This is a genomic window from Neptuniibacter sp. QD48_11, assembly GCF_047778095.1.
Lineage (GTDB): Bacteria > Pseudomonadota > Gammaproteobacteria > Pseudomonadales > Balneatricaceae > Neptuniibacter.
In genome coordinates, this window is record NZ_CP180551.1 from 1,485,582 (window position 1) to 1,503,924 (window position 18,343).

Genomic DNA, 18,343 nt, shown 5'->3' on the forward strand with positions numbered 1-18,343 from the left:
CAGGGGTTTAGAGGCATAATGCTACAGTCCATTCGTGATAACTCTCAGGGAATCATTGCCAAGATTATTGTTGGCTTGATTGCAGTTACTTTTGCATTATTTGGTGTTGAATCGCTGGTTAGTTTAACTGCTGGCAGTAATGCTCCTGCGACCGTTAATGGTGAAGAGATCAGTCAGCAAGATCTCTACCAAGGTGTTCAATTGCAGCGTCGTCAAATGTTGTCGCAGATGGGGGAGGATGCTGATCCTTCGCTACTGGATGATGGTTTGATCAGCAATATGGTTTTGGAAGGCCTGATTGAGCAATCTGTTTTAGTTCAATCTGCACAAAACCAAGGTCTGACATTCTCTGATGCAATGATTGATCAACTGATCCTGTCTACCAAAGAGTTTCAGCTAGACGGTAAGTTTGATCGTGCTCAGTTTGAAGCGACGTTACGCAACGCTGGCCTTACGCCGTTGATGTATCGTGATATCGTGCGTAAAGAGAAGGTAACAGAGCAAGAGCGTATTGCGTTCATGTTGTCTGCATTTACTTTACCAAATGAATTGAACTCTCTAAACGTTCTACAGAATCAAACGCGTGATCTTCGCTACTTCACTCTGCCTGCGGACAATGTTCGCGCTGAAATTACGGTTTCTGATGCGCAGATTGCCGATTACTATGCAGAAAACAGTTCACAGTTTATGACTGAAGAGCAGGTAGCTATTGAGTATCTTCTTCTAGAAAGAAGCGCTCTAGAGGCAGGTATCGAAGTATCTAATGATGAACTTCAAGCCGCATATCAGCAGCTTGTTGATACATTCCAAGCACAAGAGCAACGTCATTCAGCACATATCTTTATCGAGATTTCAGAACAGCAAGACGATGCTGCTGCAAAAGCTAAGATTGATGCAATTGCTGAGCGCCTAAAAGCAGGTGAAGTATTTGAAGAGTTGGCTAAGTCAGAATCTCAAGACCCAGCATCTGCTGAGATGGGTGGTGACTTAGGTATTAATGAGAAAGGTGTTTTCTCAACTGACTTCGAAGACGCTTTGTATGCTCTAGAAAAAGGTGCTGTTTCAGAGCCTGTACGTTCGGAGTTCGGTTATCACTTAATTAAACTAGTTGATGTTGTTGAGTCTGAAGTGCCAGCTTTTGCAAAAGCTGAAGCAGAGCTTCGTTCTGATCTCCTAAATCAGAAGGCTGAAGAAGAGTATGTTGAGCAGTTAGAGCGTTTAGCTGATGTGTCTTTCTCTTCTGGTGATCTGGTAGAGCCATCTGAAGAGCTAGAACTAGAGATTCAGAAAACTGAGCTATTTGCGCGTTCTGGTAACGAAGATGCGATTACTTCCAACGCGAAGATTCTTGCTGTTGCTTTCGATCAGGAGCTGATCAATGAAGGTTTGAACAGCACGCCAGTAGAATTGGATTCTGGTCGCTCTGTTGTTTTACGTGTAGTTGAACATCAACTACCTCGTGAAAAAGCACAAGACGAAGTAGCAGATCAGATCCGCGCTATTCTGGTTGAGCAGCAAGTTGCTGCAGCGATGACTGAAAAAGCGAACGTTATTGTTGCTCAGCTTACTGAAGGTGCAGATCTAGCTACTGTTGCAGAAGGTAATGAAGTAGTAGCACAGCCTGCAGTTAATCGTAGCCAGAGAGAGCTTCCACAAGAGCTTCTTACTGCCGCATTCAAAATGGTAAAACCGCAAAGTGGTTCTACCTATGCAGCAGTTGATACTGTTGATGGCAGCAAAATGATTATCGCGCTAGACGCAATCGGTCAGCAAGATATTGAGCTGCAAGAAGACGAGATTCGCTTTATGGGTATGATGCTTAATAACCGTCAAGGTCAGCAGGATTACCAAGATCACCTTGCTCAGTTAAAAGCTAAAGCTGAAATTGAAAAGCTTTAAGCTAATTTGATCTATTCTAAAACCACCTTCGGGTGGTTTTTTTATATTGGCTGTTTTAGCAGCTTTAGGGGGGGAATATGAAAAAATTAATGTTACTGATTAGTCATGGCCTAGTTGGCTTTGCAGGCTTTGCTTTAGGCGTATACCTGTTACCTATCTTGATTCAGCCTCAGGGGCCTTCTGAACAAGAGATCTCTTCGGCTGTAGCTCAGGCTCAGTTTGAAGGGCAATTTGTGAAAGAGTTAAAAGGGAGTGACTTTTTACATTGGGGAGAAGGCTCAGTGATGCTGGGTGGCGGTGTCGCTGCATTTAAGGGCAAATTGGCCCCTGGTCCTGATTATAAGCTTTACCTTTCTCCTGTGTTTGTAGATGATGAGATGAGCTTTCTAGAGAATAAGCGAGATATGGTCCAAGTTGCCGAAATCAAAACATTTGATGGTTTTGTGGTTAACTTGCCAGAGGGTGTAGATCCGGCTAAATATTCTACGGCTGTGATTTGGTGTGAAACCTTCTCTGAATTTATTAGTGCTGCTCGTTACAACTCTCTGTAAGTAATAGACCTGACTGTCAGTGCTAGCTGACAGTCGTATAGATCGTTTCGAGTTGCGGGTCATTCAATTGACTGGCAGGTGTAATTGTCTTTCGTTGCCATGGGACAAAGCCAAAGTACCAGCAGCGCCAAAAGTTAACGCTGGCTTGTGGGTTTTCATCCAATAGTTCAGCTAGCGTTTGTACTTTACCTAACTCTATCCCTAACGCCTCCTTAAAGGTTAAATAAACAAATTTAGAACAAAACTGTCGCTTGGAATCGAATTTAAAGCCTAAGTGATAAAAGTGCCCCATACGTTTCTCAGCGGTTTGTTTTAATTTGCTTATGTCTCTACCGGCTAGAGGCTGTTTGAGTCGTAATATGCTCACTTCATCGTTGGTTGTGCGCGATATAAAATCTTTTAGAGTCGTGCGTCTAACACAGGGAACAGCGCTTTCTAGAACAAGCCATTCATCATTTTCTTGAACGACAAAGCCAACATGCGAAGTCCAGCTGCCAGTGCCTTTTGCGACTTGATCTTGTCAATGCTATTTCGTAGATTTTTTAAATTTAAAGAGGTTAAGAGTGCATAGTAGCAACGATAAAGAGGGACTAAGTGTCTGCAATTTTTCAATAATCATTATCTACGGTAGATAAAATTCTAAAGGAAAGTTTCAGTCTCTTCAGGAGGAATAGGAATGAAGTTAAGTTGAATAAATGGATCGCCTTATCATGATTTGGAAGTTTATTACTCAACCTTTCTTATCGTACAAATTTTGTTAATTTTCGGTCATAGAAAGGATTTTTAGCCCTGCTGCAGGATCAAGCTGCAGAGCCTGACAGTACTGGGGATATTCCATGAGACTTAGTTTTCTTGATCTAAGCTCAATTTTGACAACTATAGAGTGAGGTTCATTTAGAAGTTCTGCCAGCTCACGCACAGTCAACTCCTGCTCTTCTCGAGCAGTAACAAGCCATTCTATCAAGGCTATGTAGTTAGGATGATGAACACTTTTTATCATTGAATATATATATGGGGACATGGTATCTTGGTTCGAAATTGGAACCATGGTTAAACAGAGGAATTCTATGTATATCTGTCAAGAAACACGAAAACCTAAGGACTTAAATGATGTAAAAAGCCTTATTCTTGATAGAAGTCGTAGGTCTGTTCAGTCAATGCCAACTGTATGCTTGGGGTTAAACGGAACTCTTTTTTGGAAACTTGGCCTCTCAGATGCTACTGCTTTACCCGAGGACTGGCTGAAAAACGCGGTATCTGTAGAAAGTAATGAAGGCTGTCATATTGTCATTCCACGCCCAGGAGCAGCCGAGCTACTTGTTGAATTAGAGAGGCATGCTTGTCCGATGATTTATTCTGCTCAAAACGAAGAATTTATCGAAAAGGCATTATTACAGCTGTCCATTGCTCAAGGTGACCCTGATACATGTACAGATGAAGAGTATGAAAAGTCCGAGGCGTTTTATGATCACTATGTATGGTCACGTGATCAGTGCATAGCTGGGCCTGAAGGCTTTCGTAAGTCTCTAGGAACCTTGTCGGAATTTTCTGACAATAGCATTAATGATATCTGGTTAATCGATCATTCCCCTGAAAGAGTGGATTTTCCCAATCATGTAATCGGAGTAGCAGAGTTTACAGGTGATCCGCAAGATCGAGAGCTGTTCAAAGTAATTGATCAGATCTTTGTGAACTGATAGTAGTCGTGCCTCGTTTTGAAAATTTCGGTATACACACATTCTGCTTCGCACCCCGAACTTTTGGTTAGGCAAGTGGATATTTTGGTGCAGATGAAATGGCTTAGTCTTGAAAAAGAGTGGTTCCAATTTATTTCTGGTCAGACCCAGACTTATCTGCCTGATGGGGATTTAGGAGTGCACCTGTGCGATTTAGAAAGGTTCTGTATTCACTGGGGGATAACACTTCAGCACTTGACGGGGCTTAATGAAGAGCAGGCATTAAAAATTGCTAAAGCAAATTGCCGCCTTTCAAACTTAGAAGTACAAAATTACACACTTAGTATTTTAACAAGGGCCAGAAGCGGAGAGCTTACATCAGAGGAAGCGGTCAGGCTGCTTTTATCAAAGGGATAGCTCTTTAAGGTCATCCATATCATTCGTTACGTATTATTTTCAACTGTAGTACACTGATTTCTAACATATATTGAGGCAGGGGACGCTTCATCATTTCCCCCTGCGTATAACGGAATTTGGAACTACGCATCAATGGAAAACTTCTCTCAAACAGCAGCATTTATCTGGTCGGTTGCTGATCTTCTTCGTGGTGATTTCAAGCAAAGCCAATACGGCAGAGTCATTTTACCGTTTACGCTCCTGAGACGTCTTGAATGCGTATTAGAACCTGACAAAGCAGCTGTTCTGGCGGCACATGAAAAAGTAAAAGCTATGGGCTTGCCAGAAGAGGCTGCTGAGAAGTTGATCCTGCGGGAAACTAGTCAGAACTTCTTCAATACCTCACCCATGTCGCTCGATAAATTGGGTGAAACAGGCATCAAAGATAATCTCGAGAACTATGTTCAATGCTTCTCACAAGATGCTCGAGAGATTTTCGAATACTTTAAGTTTGATGAGTTTGTAGGACTTCTGAGTGATGCGAACCTTCTCTACAAGGTGGTACAGAAGTTTGCCAATACAGATCTGAGCCCAGAAGCCATATCCAACCATGAAATGGGCCTGGTATTTGAGGAACTTATCCGACGCTTTGCTGAGAGCTCAAATGAAACGGCAGGAGAGCACTTCACCCCAAGAGATATTGTTCGACTCACGACCTCTCTTGTTTTCATGGAAGATGACGATGCTCTCACCAAAGACGGAATCATCCGCACTATCTACGATCCTACTGCGGGTACAGGCGGTTTCCTTTCCAGTGGCATGGAATATGTTCATGAATTAAATGCTAATGCTGTAATGCGAGCGTTCGGTCAGGAGCTTAATCCAGAATCATATGCTATCTGTAAAGCAGATATGCTTATCAAAGGCCAGGATGTCAGTCGCATCAAGCTAGGCAACACTCTTTCCAACGACCAGCTGTATTCCGATAAATTTGACTACATGTTGTCTAATCCGCCGTTTGGCGTGGATTGGAAGAAGGTGGAAGGCGAGATTAAAGACGAACATGCCCTGAAAGGCTTTGATGGCCGTTTCGGCCCAGGTTTGCCTCGGGTATCTGATGGATCGCTGCTCTTTTTGATGCACCTTATCAGTAAACTGCGCGATGCCCAGGAAGGCGGTGGCCGTATCGGCATTATTCTTAATGGTTCTCCATTGTTTACAGGTAGTGCGGGGAGTGGTGAAAGCGAGATCAGACGCTATGTGCTGGAAGCCGATCTACTTGAGGCAATCATCGCGCTGCCAACAGACATGTTCTACAACACAGGCATAGCGACTTATGTTTGGGTTCTATCGAATAAAAAGCCAACTGAGCGTAAAGGCAAAGTACAACTGATCAATGCCTCCAACCTTAGCAGTAAAATGCGCAAGTCACTTGGATCTAAGCGTAATTACCTCACCGATGAAGATATTCGCGCCATTACCCGTGACTTTGGAGCCTTTGATGAAGCCAGTGCTGTAGACCCAACTAACCAGCAACCTCTGACTAAGATCTTTGCTACCCACGAATTTGGTTATCGTCGTATCACTATCGAACGTCCATTGCGTTTGTCTGTTCAGTTCAGCGACGAAAATATTGAGAAACTTCGTTTTGCTCCTAAACCTTTCAATTCAGCGATGCAGTGGATCTGGAATGCATATGGAGCTGATTGGACTGATTCAAATTATGGCGATCTGGGCTCTTTTGAAGATGAGATCCGAGCTGAAATTAAAGTCAGTTATACAGAGCTGAAAGAAAAACAAATCAAAGACCTACTTGATAGCAAGCTATGGTTATTCCAAAAGGGCTTAATGGATAAGGCCTACGAGCTTCAAGGGGCACTCAGTGCAGCAATGGGTTCTAATGTAATCATCAATAAACCTTGTGACGACTTTAATTTCTACGATGCGGAACTGAAACAGGCACTGAAAGCTACAGGTATCAAGCTAGACGCTAAAGAGAAGAAACAACTGCTAGATGCAGTAAGTTGGAAGAACTCAGAAGCTGAACCTGTTATCAAGAAAGTTCTCAAGGAAACCGCTCAACCGAAATACGGAGCTTTTGAAACAACAGTCAATGCAAAGCCTGCTGTAGTTGAATACCAGCCTGACGGAGACCTTCGTGATAACGAGAATGTCCCGCTTGATCCCTCACAGCCAACCTGTAGCTTGATTGAAAGCTATTTTGATCGTGAAGTAGCACCACATGTACCTGATGCCTGGATCGATGCCAATAAACGTGATGATAAAGACGGCGAGATCGGAATTGTTGGGTATGAAATTCCGTTTAACCGTCATTTCTATGTTTACCAGCCGCCACGTAGTTTGGAAGAGATTGATGCAGACCTTGATAAGGTGAGTGCGGAGATTATGAACTTGTTACATGAGGTTCATTCTTAATGAGAGAATCAGTGTCAGGTAAGGTATATGACGCATATCCTGAATATAAAGAAGTATCTTCAGACTGGATTAGAGAAATTCCAAAAGGCTGGATTAATACGCCAGTTAAAATGGTTTCAGATATTCATAATGGAGCAACCCCTAAGTCAGGTGAAACTTCATACTGGGACGGGGATGTTTCATGGGTCACTCCTGCTGATCTAGGCAAACGAAAGTCACCGTATATTAGTGTTGGGCAACGAAGTATTACTAAATCAGGTTACGAATCATGCGGTACAACATTTGTTCCAGCTAACTCCATCATTCTTTCTTCACGTGCTCCCATAGGAACACTTGGGATAGCAGAAAATGAGCTGTGTACCAATCAAGGATGTAAGTCTTTAGTTGTTAAGGGTGAATTCAATTATAAATATCTATATTACGCACTACTAATAAGTACCACCCAATTAAATCTGTTAGGCAGAGGTACTACGTTTCTAGAGTTATCCGCTGATGAACTTGGTGCTTATCAAATCCCTAACCCATCTGTTCATGAGCAGCAACAAATAGCCAGCTTCCTCGACCACGAAACCGCCAAGATCGACACTCTGATCGAAAAAAAGCAACAACTGATCAGGCTTCTGAAAGAGAAGCGCCAAGCGGTGATTAGCCATGCCGTCACCAAAGGCCTTAATCCCGATGCCCCGATGAAGAACTCAGGTGTTGAGTGGTTAGGGGAAGTTCCTGAGTACTATGATGTATATAAACTGAAGCATGCATGTTCAGAAATATTTTTAGGTCTGACATCTAAGGTAGATTATGTTGACTCTGGAGGTGTTCCTCTTGTTCGTGCTTTGAACATAGCTGGTGGGATGTTAAATCTTAGTAATGCCAAGGAAATCTCACTAGAACAACATAAGAAACTTACACAATACAGGCGTGCCAAAAGGCATGATGTTCTTTTAAGTAAATCAGGAACAATTGGGACTGCTGCGATAGTCGATACAGATGCTGAGTTTAGTATCTATGAGAGTATCTTTGCTCTGCGTGCGATAGAACATCTACTCGAGCCAGAATATCTTCTTTTTTATATTCAGAGCGATGTAGCGAAGGCTCAGTATGCTCGAGATTCAGTAGGTATGGGTGTTCACCACTTGAATATGCCTGATATAGAGGATGTAAGAATTCCCATCCCTCCTCTAAAAGATCAGATCGAGTTAATTTCTTACCTTAAGAATACATCTAAAAAATTTGATGCTTTAACAGAAAAGGCAAGTAACTCTATAGCTCTGATGAAAGAACGCCGTACAGCCTTAATCTCGGCAGCAGTCACAGGCAAAATCGACGTGCGTAACTGGCAACCAGAAAACCAATCAGCTCAGGCAAACGCATCATAAGGAAATAAGATGGCTATTGATAACAGCAAATCAAAAGAAGTTATCTTTCAAAACGATATTATCGCGCAGCTTGTTGATAATGGCTGGTTATTGGGGACGCCTGCTGGTTATAACCGCGAGCTGGCTTTGTATGAAGAAGATCTGCTGGCGTTTGTTAAGGAAACTCAGCCTGCCCAATGGCAGAAGTACTGCAAACTTTATCCGCAGAACCCTGAAAATCACTTTCTAGAGCGTGTAGCCTCCCAACTATCTAAAGCTGATCCAAATGCAGCAAGCAAAGAACTCCGAACCTTCGGTACATTAGGTGTTCTTCGTAATGAAATAAAAGATCGCGGTACACGCTTCAGGCTTTGCCAATTCAAACCCGATCATGATTTAAACCCTGATACCTTAGCGCGTTATAAACAGAATCGCCTACGGGTTGTACCTGAGCTTACATATAGCCCTTATGCAACCGATGAATATCTTGCTGAGACAGGTAAGCAGGCTAAGAAGTGGCGAATAGATCTGGTTCTGTTCCTTAATGGATTGCCTATAGCAACCTTAGAACTGAAGTCTGAGTTTAAGCAGGCTGTCGAAAACGCAATTAAGCAATACAAACTGACTCGCTTACCAAAAGATCCTGTTACCAATAAACCAGAACCGCTACTGACCTTTAAACGTGGTGCCTTGGTGCACTTCGCTGTAAGTCAGTACGAAGTGTACATGACTACTAAGCTTGAAGGTGAAAATACCTTTTTCTTGCCGTTTAACAAAGGTACAGCTGAAGGTGCAGCGGGTAATGATATTCCTGCAGACCCTAATGAATACGCGACTGCCTATCTCTGGAAAGAAGTATTAGCTCCAGACAATCTTTTAAAAATCTTAGCCAAGTTCGTTCACCTTCAGATTGAAGAAAAAGAAGATTGGCAGGGTAAGAAATATAAGAAAGAAACCATGATCTTCCCGCGTTACCACCAATGGGATGTGGTTAATCGGTTGGTGGGAGATGCGTGTCAGAATGGCCCAGGCCATAAATACCTGATTCAGCACAGTGCGGGTTCGGGAAAATCGAATTCTATTGCCTGGACAGCTCATCAGCTTGCTTCGTTATATGATTCTGAAGGTAATAAGCGTTTTCAGTCTGTAATTGTCGTTACCGACCGTACAGTTTTGGATGACCAACTACAGGATACGATATATCAATTTGAGCATGCTGACGGTGTGGTTGGAAGGATCAATAACAAAGAAGGGCAAGGATCTAAGTCAGAGAAACTGGCAACCGCCTTGGAAGAAGCCCAGCCAATTATCATTGTTACTATTCAGACGTTCCCATTTGTTCTTAAAGCGATTGAGAATAGCGTTAGCTTAAAAGAACGTAACTATGCAGTTATTGCTGATGAGGCGCATTCTTCTCAGTCTGGATCTACTGCTCGTCAGCTAAAAGAAGTGCTTATGGTAGAGAATTCTGAGGAAGTTGAGGAATTGACCTCTGAAGAGATTCTGGACGCGACAATCGCAGCACGTAAAGGGTCGGATAACCTAAGTTACTTTGCCTTCACGGCGACACCTAAGGCTAAGACTCTTGAGCTATTCGGTCGAGTTCCAGATCCTTCGCTGCCTGCTTCATCTACAAATAAGCCCGAGGCCTATCATGTTTACAGCATGCGCCAGGCGATAGAGGAAGGCTTTATCCTCGATGTGTTAAAGAATTACACCAGTTATAAGGTTGCTTATCAGTTAGCCGAGAAGGCGCATGAGCAGGATAAAGAAGTTGATAGCAAGAAAGCCAAGGTGAAACTGAGCCAATGGGTACGCTTGCATGACTACAATATTGCTCAGAAAGTGCAGGTAATCATTGAACACTTTAAAGCCAATGTGATGGGGCTGTTAGGTGGCCAGGCTAAAGCAATGGTAGTAACAAGCTCCCGTAAAGAGGCTGTTCGCTACAAGCTTGCTTTTGATCGCTATGTTGCTGAAAACAAGTATCAAGGCATTACCGCAATGGTGGCCTTTTCAGGTGAAGTAGAGTTTTCTGAAGATGATCCTAATGGTGATGGCTTGGTTGGAGACAAATTCACCGAAACAACAATGAATCCAGCGCTTAAAGGCCGAGATATGAGAAAGGCCTTTGATTCTGATGATTACCAAGTGATGTTGGTCGCAAATAAGTTTCAGACGGGATTCGACCAGCCTAAGCTCTGTGCAATGTATGTAGATAAAAAACTCGGTGGTGTTGAGTGTGTTCAGACTCTTTCTCGTTTGAACCGTACTTACCCAGGTAAAGCTGAATCAGGCACGTTTGTGCTGGATTTCTTTAATGACCCTCAGGACATTCTGGGCGCGTTCCAGCCCTATTATCAGACGGCTGAACTGACAGATGTATCTGACCCGAACCTTATCTACGACCTTTCTGAAAAGCTCAAAGCGCAGAGCATATTCAACTGGAGTGAAGTAGAGCAGTTCTGTACTGCGTTCTTTATCCCGAATAAGTCTAATGCTGCAATCAGCAATATTTGTAAGCCTGCTGTTGAGCGATGGCAGAAACGCTATGCATTGGCAGTTGATGCCTATAAAACCGCAAAAGATATGTACGAGCGTAGTAAGGCATCTGGTGATGCTGTTCTGATCGCTAATGCGGAAAACAGCTTTAAGGAGTGTAAGCAGGAAAAAGATGCTCTAGAAATCTTCAAGAAAGATTTAGGCAGCTATGTACGCTTCTATGAGTTTATGTCCCAGATTGTTGATTACGATGACAAAGAGCTTGAGAAGCTAAGCTTGTTTGCGAGACATTTGCGCCCACTGCTTCGTGAAAAAATTGATCAGGACGATGATGTAGATTTGAGTAATGTGACTCTGAGTCACTACCGTTTGTCTAAGATCCGTCAGCAAGACCTGAAACTGAAAGAAGATGCAGCTGATTACACTCTTGATCCGAACACTGATATCGGTTCTGCGAAAGCAAAAGATAAGAAGGAAGAATTCCTATCTGTCATTCTGAAGCGTCTGAACGAGCTGTTCATTACCGATAACCTAACTGACGACGATATGCTTAATTACGCCCGCACTGTTGCAGATAAGGTCGGAGAGAACGAGCGAGTGATGCATCAGATTAGCAATAACTCCCCTGAACAGGCTTTCCTGGGTGACTTCCCTCAAGCTGTTGATGATGCGGTCATGGATAGCTCTGATGCCCATCAGAATCAGATGCTGCAGATTTTGAGTAACCCAGAGGTGGCTAAAGGCTTTGCGCGAGTAGTATTCGATATGCTGAAGGAGAAAGCATGAGTATTCAGATTGACGAAGTACGAATCCTTGGCTTTCGGGGTATTAAGAGTTTAGAGGTTGAACTTTCGAAAGTTACGGTATTGGTTGGTACAAATAATTCAGGAAAAACGTCGTTTCTCAAGGCGCTACATTTAGTGCTAGGTGATTATTCACGACATCTATCAGATGAAGATTTTTACATTGGGAAAGATGATCAAAGAGTCAATGAAATCAGGGTAGATGTTCGTATAGTACCAATGAATGATGGGCAGCGAGTAAACACTTTTAATGAAGAATGGGCGACGGAGTTTGGGGACACCATTAAAGCTGAAGCTAATGGCCAGCAATATGTAGCAATCCGCAGCCGCTCTAAACCGAATAGTATTCGTGGGGGATTTGAGACTAATCGATTTACTCTCGAGAAGTGGCCAGATGCAGGGGCGTGGGAAGCTGAAAAGGTTAAAGAGACTAAACTTACCACTCGTTTTCAAAGTATCCCTTTTATCTTTAATGATGCACAGAGAGATATTCATCAAGAATTAAAAGAGAAGTCCTCTTTTGTTGGAAAGGTTCTTTCTAGCGTTGAATACAGTCAAAAGGAGATTGAAGAGTTAGAGGAACTAATCAAAAAAGTAAATGATGAAAGTGTTGCTAAAAGCCAGCATCTAGAAGCATTAAAGAAACAGCTAGAAAGTCTTAATCAATCCTTTCAAGGAGCGGGTGTAGCTGAAATTACACCCTTCCCTAAGAAAATCAGAGACCTTTCCAAACACTTCACTGTTCATTTTGGTGAAGATACCAGCACTGCTTTTTCCATGGAATACCACGGAATGGGTACAAGAAGTTGGGCGTCGATGCTGACAGCAAAAGCGTTTGTAGAAATGATGTCGGACAAGCATGAAGAAGAAGTTGAACCATTCTTCCCTTTGTTTGCTGCTGAAGAACCTGAAGCTCATTTACACCCAAGTGCCCAAAAAACTCTCTATCGTCAATTGTCTGAAACAACAGGGCAAGTGATAGTTAGTACCCATTCGCCATATCTTGTGGCAATGGTTGAGCAATCCGAACTAAGGCATTTAAAAAGTACTGCTGACAATGTAGAAGTATGTTCTCTAAGTAGTGATTTGAGTGATGAGGATAGAAGAAGGCTTCATCGAGAAGTTATTCACTCTCGAGGCGAGATTGTTTTTTCCAAAGCAATAGTTTTATGTGAAGGTGAAACTGAAGAACAAGCTTTACCATTGCTGTTCGAAAAATACTTTAGTGCAGAGGCTTTTTCTCTAGGGGTGAATTTTATCGGTGTAGGAGGATCGGGCAAGAAATACCATCCTTTCCTAACGTTTGCGCATGATTTTAAGATTCCCGTTTTTATCTTCAGTGATGGTGAAGGTAGTACCGTTAAACAGCTGAAGAAGAATTACGAAAAAGTCTTTGGAGAAACAGATCTAGATACCTGCTCAAATATAACCATTCTAGATGACACTGATTTTGAGGGATATTTGATTTCGTCTGGCTTTAAGCCCTCCATTGAGGCTGCTATAGAAGGGGCTGAAGGTGAAGGTTTCATTGAAAGCTGGATTAGCAAACGCGATGGAACATCTAAAGGGAGAACTAAAACAGATGAGCCTCCATGTACTGAGTGTAAGCAGCCAATTTATGCGGATGTTCCAAGAGACTATCAAGTTGAAGGTGGGTATGAGAAAGCTCTCCTTGATATATTAGACTCTAGTAAGGCCAAGTTTTCTCCTGCAGTGGCTTCGGAGCTATGTAAGCTGGGCGTAGATGATTTGCCACCAAAGTTAGTTGAGTTCTATGAAAAGATCAAAGCGGGGTTAGAAATTGATTAACTTATCTAAAACTCAAACTCTTATTGTTCAGTCCGCTATAGGTTCGGCAATACAAGTTTTAGCTTCTGCTGGATCAGGTAAAACTCGCGTTTTGACTGAGCGAGTTCGTCATATTCTTGAAAGCACGAAAAAAGAAGGTGTCATTGCTCTTACATTTACAAATAAAGCTGCTGAGGAAATGCAGCAGCGTTTGGAAGATGTTGAAAACATAGAAGAACGAGCTTGGATATCAACTATACATGGCGTCGCGCAAAGAATTTTGGAGCAATATGGCCATACGATTAATCTTCCGTCAGAACTGCATATATATGAAAGAGATCAAGACAGAAAGACCGTTTTCTTGCAATCGCTGAGGGAGAATGGGGTAGATATTGATAGTTTTCTAGATGTTGCTGATGAAAGGACGAAGAGAGATAGAGAGAGAATTATTCAGAACTATATGGAACAGTTCTCAGTAGTAAAACGTTTGCTGCTTACAGAAAGCGAAATTGAAAAGCGTTATTCTGAAAATGAGCGATTTTTATCAGTGTACCTCGCATATCAATCCGCGCTATTAGAAAGTGGTGGGATCGATTTTGATGATATTTTGGTTTATGCCCATAAGATCCTACTTGCGCAGCCATGGTGTGCTGATATTTATAGGGCAAAATTTAAACATATTTGTGTTGATGAAGCTCAAGATCTGAACAAAGCACAATATGAATTTATTAGGGTTCTTTGTGGTGACAAGATTAAAAGTATCATGATGGTTGGTGATCCAAACCAAATGATTTATGGTTTTAATGGCTCTTCGCACCAATACCTTTGTGAAGACTTTGTAACTGACTTTAAGCCTGACAGATATGTCCTAAATGAAAATTACAGAAGTTCGAAATCTGTTATTCACTTGGCTAATAAACTAAAGCCAGGTTCGCAGCTCGAAACAGCCTTTGCACTTAGCGGTTATAGTCAAATTGAAACCTTGCCTGATGAAAGCTCTGAGGCTGATTGGATTGTTGCGGCTGTTAAGAGCTTGATTGCTCAAAAGGAGCATACTGATATTGAAGGAGAAATTTCTCTTGGCAATATGGTTGTGATTGCTAGGAATCGGTTTGTATTCAAAACCCTTCAAGAGAAGCTAGAAAGTGCTGAAATACCCTACTCACTCAAGAAAGGGGAGCGCCAAGTTGAACCTAGTTCAATGTTTTGTCGTGTTCTCGATTTAAGTATACGATTACGACTAAATCCTAAAGATTGGGTAGACGGAAAGAAATTGTGTTCTGTATTGAGCATTGAGCCACCCCATGAGTGGGGGCAGGACGATATCTTACTGCAAATAGCTAATGACTATTCGCAAGAAAGTGAAGCTCTTAATCAGTTATATGTTGAACTGATGAAATCCATACAAGAGATAAATCTTGATGAGCCGAATATCCCTAAGTTCTGTGTTAAATTCAAGAAGCAGCTAGAAAGGCTCGCGTCTCAATCTTCAGAGAAGGATGAATTGGCAACCGCTCTTGAAGAGTTGGATGACTTTAGGTCAAGTTGGACTGTTTTCAAACGTAAAGGGTTGGGCGACAGTTTGATGTCTTTCCGAAATGCATCTGCACTTGGTCAACTCGCAGACAGTTACGATCCATTTGGTCTTACTCTTAGCACTGTTCATACGATGAAAGGATTAGAGAAGGATATCGTCTTTTTGATGGGGATGTGTGAAGGTGTTTTTCCAGACTACAGAGCCAAGACTCACACTGAGTTAGATGAAGAGAGGAACAGCGCTTTCGTAGCTGTTACAAGATCACGTCGTTGGATTTATATAACCTGCCCATTATCTCGCAAAATGCCTTGGGGAGATGTTAAACGTCAAACACCTTCGAGATTCTTAAACGAAATGAAAGGTTAGTTTAGCTAAGCTTTAAACTAAGCTGATCTTTAACCCAGCTTTTTATGTGAGTCAGAGCTACTTGATATGCAGGCTTTTTAAATCTGGCCATTGATTGGAGGTGTAATGGGCCAACTAAGATTGATTGCTGATTGTATAGATGAATTGGAGCAGGATATCGATCAAGGGGTTACAGTTGATCGACAGCAGATTGCAACTGCTGTAAAGCGTTTACAATCATTACTTGCCCGTTCTTCGATTTCAATTAACGAGATCGTGCCGATTCAGCCTTTGCCTGGTGAGCCAACACAGCGCCTTAGCAAACGACTGCAGCTCTAAGTTGCTTATGATTATTCAAATTCGGGAATGCCTCTGAATGTTTTAGTATTTAAGGCACTGGAAAATTATAGATTTAACGACCTTCTCACTATTGCCCAATATACAGGAATAGAGCAGTTAAAGATGGCTGCAGAAGAGGTCTATGGTGAAGCATTGCCTCGGAGATTGGAGCAGATTCTACGGAATATTGAGTCTGGTATCAGAGCTGCAGAAGAAGAATGAGTTGGTTGGAAATAATCTATATCTAAGTTCTACTAGATCAGGCCTAAGCTAATAGAACTTATCCATTTTAAGCTATTTCAAATCGCGGCTTTTCATTGAGCTTGAAGCCATGAATAATTTTTTCTCAAGGTTATGCTTATCATCTTGAAGTTTGCTATTTGCTGCTTTTAAGGCTGCATTTTCTTCATATAGTTCTGATATTTCGAGCTTCAGCTGTTCAATTCTATGAAGCGCTTCAGACTGATCAATCACCATATCAGCCTTTAGAAGTTCTACGTAGTCAGTCTTCAACCTCTCTTTTTGCAAACGTAATAATTCATCACGCTCTCGTTTAATCTGATTTTTAGTTTTTCTAGAAAATTTTTGTTCGTCCCTGACTTTATCTAATTGATGTTGAAGTAACTCATTATGACTAGCTATGGTCTCAACAATCATAGGGTGGTTCTTTAAAGCTGAACGTTGTTTACCTAATGCATCACATACTTTTGATTGACTTAAAATTACATCTGATGCTTTTGAGAACATTTTACTTTTAATTTTGAATAATGAGTCTTCATACAGATCCATTACTGCATCGTAGTACTGTTGTGAGATCTGAGGAGATTTACTAGAGGCTATCCAACTAGGGGACTTCCTTGGTATGCTTTTTTCTTCCGTATCAGGTTGGTCTATTTCTAACCCTTTGAAGAAATTATCCATTTGAATTTTCCATATCTCTGATCAGCGAGGTAAGGTTCTTAACAATCTGTTGTGAGGTTTTTGCTATTGGGTATTTGGACAGTATGGGGTCTTCAGATGTGGATTTCCAGCGACGTAAATTTAGATCTAGCTCTGAGTAGTGTGATTTGTTGTTTGCGCAGAAATTTGCACATTGGTAACAGCTTTCTGAATTAGCATCTCCAGTCCTAACAATGTTGTCTTTGACACCACATTTTGCGTTTCTTTTGGTATCGTTCAGTACAAAACACAGACCGTATGAATGAAATTTCATCGTATGTACAGTCTCGTGTAATTGCTCATGAAAAACTGCGAGCTCCTCTAACGAAAGCAACTCAATATTTTGGCCGTTAAGTAGTGTTTTGGCTAATTCCCTTACCTTATCCGCAGATGGACCGACCCAGCTATCATTAGGGTCATTTATTAGTATTCTTCTAACAATCTCCTGCACATACTCACGTTTCCTATATGCCATTTCTTCATCATTCAACTTGTCTTTCGCATAAACAGGTGTATGGAAATATTTATGGTGGCGAAACTCTTGGGAGATCATTTCTTCCACATCACCGTCAAATTTGCGTAGGCCAAATGCCATTTTGTAATGGCGCAAATCATGAGGCAAAAGCTTAGGGTATGCTCTTTGGACCGACTCATGAGAGCGTTCAACGAAGGCTTTGTAGTAATCTGTTACTCGTTGCTTGATTGTAGCTTTATTGTAGTTGGCCCTTTTAGCGCTGATGACTTTAGTTTTTGAAAAATTTCCTTTATATGTTGGGGAGAATAGATTGAGCCCCTCTTTCACTTTGTCTATCCAGGAAAGGCCGTTCAGCAATTCAAAGACTTCAATACCCAGTGGAGATAAACCTCTCTTAGCGATTACACCACCACTAGTCTTATTAATTTTGGATTTGAAAATGGCATCTGCTGTCCATTCACCATTAACATCTAAGTATTCAATAGCTTCAAACCAGTCTGCTTTGATTGAATGTAATTCACTACAGCGAATACCTGTAACAGCCGATAATATTATGGCGCAGGCACCTTCTATCTCCGCACATGCATCATTGAATTCTTGTCCACTCTTAAATGGGAAGTCAGTGAGGGATGGATCTATTTCTCGTAGACTGAGAACAAACTCTACTCGTGCCTTATAAACCCTTGAATTTCTTGGTTTCGCTAGAAACTCATCGAAGTTGCTGGAAAATGCCCCACGGTTTACCTTCATGTTTAGAAAGTTATAGGTAATTTTTTCGAAGTGAACCCTTAACATTTGGGCCTTTGGGGAACGAATACATTTGATCGTATCTGCTAACAACAGTGTACCAACAGACATCGGCATTATTTGGCGCGAACTTTCTTGAATCCACTCTGAAAAAGTTTTATCGAACCTTTTTAGGAGTGGTGCCATAATTTCTTTGAATGTTCCTTTTAACAGCCTGAAAGGTAAACCGTCCTGCTCATGTCTAAGGTAGAATGTTAAAGCCAATGAGTTGAAGACTGTGGCCATGTAACCGTGGCTTTTTAAGGTTCCATCCTCATATTCAGCAATAGAGGTAATGCATTGAACAACATCAGGCATGGCCCAGTGCCTAATGTGCCTTTGCTTACTTGGTAGTGTATTTAAATATCTTCGTATAGATCTATATGAATCAAAAAAGGCATACATAGAGCCCCACGAATAGTTAAGGCCGTTTCTTTGATCAGTGTAGGGATATTTATATAACACTATTTGTTGTAACCATGATCGTTCGGCTTCGTCGAAAGTAGAGAAGTGCAG

The 18,343-nt window shown here is 41.8% G+C and carries 12 protein-coding genes and 1 pseudogene; 10 read left to right on the forward strand and 3 right to left on the reverse strand.

Translation table 11 applies throughout. The features are described 5' to 3' along the window. Positions 1-18 precede the first annotated feature (18 nt). Positions 19-1,899, forward strand: coding sequence for a SurA N-terminal domain-containing protein (locus ACMXYU_RS06755; RefSeq protein ID WP_415900838.1), 1,881 nt, complete (start codon positions 19-21; stop codon positions 1,897-1,899). A gap of 77 nt (positions 1,900-1,976) precedes the next feature. After that, positions 1,977-2,450 (forward strand): DM13 domain-containing protein, encoded by a 474-nt coding sequence (locus ACMXYU_RS06760; RefSeq protein ID WP_415884290.1) that lies wholly within the window; start codon positions 1,977-1,979, stop codon positions 2,448-2,450. 22 nt (positions 2,451-2,472) lie between these two features. Here the strand turns inward: ACMXYU_RS06760 and ACMXYU_RS06765 are convergent. After that, a pseudogene (locus ACMXYU_RS06765) lies at positions 2,473-2,883 on the reverse strand (YiiX/YebB-like N1pC/P60 family cysteine hydrolase); the annotation flags it as partial. A gap of 724 nt (positions 2,884-3,607) precedes the next feature. Between ACMXYU_RS06765 and ACMXYU_RS06770 the strand changes: the two are divergent. The 8 genes from ACMXYU_RS06770 to ACMXYU_RS06805 all read left to right on the forward strand — a co-directional run bounded on the left by ACMXYU_RS06770 (position 3,608) and on the right by ACMXYU_RS06805 (position 15,627). Continuing rightward, positions 3,608-4,147, forward strand: a complete 540-nt coding sequence (locus tag ACMXYU_RS06770; RefSeq protein WP_415900839.1) for an NIF family HAD-type phosphatase — start codon at positions 3,608-3,610, stop codon at positions 4,145-4,147. A 75-nt stretch (positions 4,148-4,222) separates the two neighbouring features. Next, positions 4,223-4,543: a hypothetical protein gene (locus tag ACMXYU_RS06775; RefSeq protein ID WP_415900840.1), complete on the forward strand. Its 321-nt coding sequence runs from the start codon at positions 4,223-4,225 to the stop codon at positions 4,541-4,543. 132 nt (positions 4,544-4,675) lie between these two features. Next, positions 4,676-6,958, forward strand: a complete 2,283-nt coding sequence (locus ACMXYU_RS06780; protein ID WP_415900841.1) for a type I restriction-modification system subunit M — start codon at positions 4,676-4,678, stop codon at positions 6,956-6,958. Continuing rightward, positions 6,958-8,334: a restriction endonuclease subunit S gene (locus tag ACMXYU_RS06785; protein ID WP_415900842.1), complete on the forward strand. Its 1,377-nt coding sequence runs from the start codon at positions 6,958-6,960 to the stop codon at positions 8,332-8,334. The genes ACMXYU_RS06780 and ACMXYU_RS06785 overlap by 1 nt, the downstream gene beginning before the upstream one ends. Positions 8,335-8,343: 9 nt before the next feature. Continuing rightward, positions 8,344-11,601 (forward strand): type I restriction endonuclease subunit R, encoded by a 3,258-nt coding sequence (locus ACMXYU_RS06790; protein WP_415900843.1) that lies wholly within the window; start codon positions 8,344-8,346, stop codon positions 11,599-11,601. Continuing rightward, positions 11,598-13,427 carry an ATP-dependent nuclease gene (locus ACMXYU_RS06795; RefSeq protein ID WP_415900844.1) on the forward strand — a complete coding sequence of 610 codons (1,830 nt, stop codon included), beginning with the start codon at positions 11,598-11,600 and terminating at the stop codon, positions 13,425-13,427. Before ACMXYU_RS06790 ends, ACMXYU_RS06795 begins: the two co-directional genes overlap by 4 nt. After that, positions 13,420-15,309 carry an ATP-dependent helicase gene (locus tag ACMXYU_RS06800; protein ID WP_415900845.1) on the forward strand — a complete coding sequence of 630 codons (1,890 nt, stop codon included), beginning with the start codon at positions 13,420-13,422 and terminating at the stop codon, positions 15,307-15,309. Before ACMXYU_RS06795 ends, ACMXYU_RS06800 begins: the two co-directional genes overlap by 8 nt. A 105-nt stretch (positions 15,310-15,414) precedes the next feature. Beyond that, positions 15,415-15,627: a hypothetical protein gene (locus tag ACMXYU_RS06805; RefSeq protein WP_415900846.1), complete on the forward strand. Its 213-nt coding sequence runs from the start codon at positions 15,415-15,417 to the stop codon at positions 15,625-15,627. Positions 15,628-15,921: 294 nt separating this feature from the next. On the opposite strand, the gene ACMXYU_RS06810 is transcribed toward ACMXYU_RS06805, so the two are convergent. Beyond that, positions 15,922-16,548, reverse strand: a complete 627-nt coding sequence (locus ACMXYU_RS06810) for a hypothetical protein (protein ID WP_415900847.1) — start codon at positions 16,546-16,548, stop codon at positions 15,922-15,924. Continuing rightward, positions 16,541-18,145, reverse strand: a complete 1,605-nt coding sequence (locus ACMXYU_RS06815; protein WP_415900848.1) for a hypothetical protein — start codon at positions 18,143-18,145, stop codon at positions 16,541-16,543. Before ACMXYU_RS06815 ends, ACMXYU_RS06810 begins: the two co-directional genes overlap by 8 nt. Between the last annotated feature and the right edge of the window lie 198 nt (positions 18,146-18,343).

What these genes read in the sequence shown, in the direction of transcription:
- ACMXYU_RS06785 (WP_415900842.1), top strand. Translation starts at nt 6,958, where the DNA reads ATGAGAGAATCAGTGTCAGGTAAGGTATATGACGCATATCCTGAATAT.
- ACMXYU_RS06790 (WP_415900843.1), top strand. Translation starts at nt 8,344, where the DNA reads ATGGCTATTGATAACAGCAAATCAAAAGAAGTTATCTTTCAAAACGAT.
- ACMXYU_RS06760 (WP_415884290.1), top strand. Translation starts at nt 1,977, where the DNA reads ATGAAAAAATTAATGTTACTGATTAGTCATGGCCTAGTTGGCTTTGCA.
- ACMXYU_RS06815 (WP_415900848.1), bottom strand. Translation starts at nt 18,145, where the DNA reads ATGCCTGATGTTGTTCAATGCATTACCTCTATTGCTGAATATGAGGAT.
- ACMXYU_RS06805 (WP_415900846.1), top strand. Translation starts at nt 15,415, where the DNA reads ATGGGCCAACTAAGATTGATTGCTGATTGTATAGATGAATTGGAGCAG.
- ACMXYU_RS06810 (WP_415900847.1), bottom strand. Translation starts at nt 16,548, where the DNA reads ATGGATAATTTCTTCAAAGGGTTAGAAATAGACCAACCTGATACGGAA.
- ACMXYU_RS06795 (WP_415900844.1), top strand. Translation starts at nt 11,598, where the DNA reads ATGAGTATTCAGATTGACGAAGTACGAATCCTTGGCTTTCGGGGTATT.
- ACMXYU_RS06755 (WP_415900838.1), top strand. Translation starts at nt 19, where the DNA reads ATGCTACAGTCCATTCGTGATAACTCTCAGGGAATCATTGCCAAGATT.
- ACMXYU_RS06770 (WP_415900839.1), top strand. Translation starts at nt 3,608, where the DNA reads ATGCCAACTGTATGCTTGGGGTTAAACGGAACTCTTTTTTGGAAACTT.
- ACMXYU_RS06780 (WP_415900841.1), top strand. Translation starts at nt 4,676, where the DNA reads ATGGAAAACTTCTCTCAAACAGCAGCATTTATCTGGTCGGTTGCTGAT.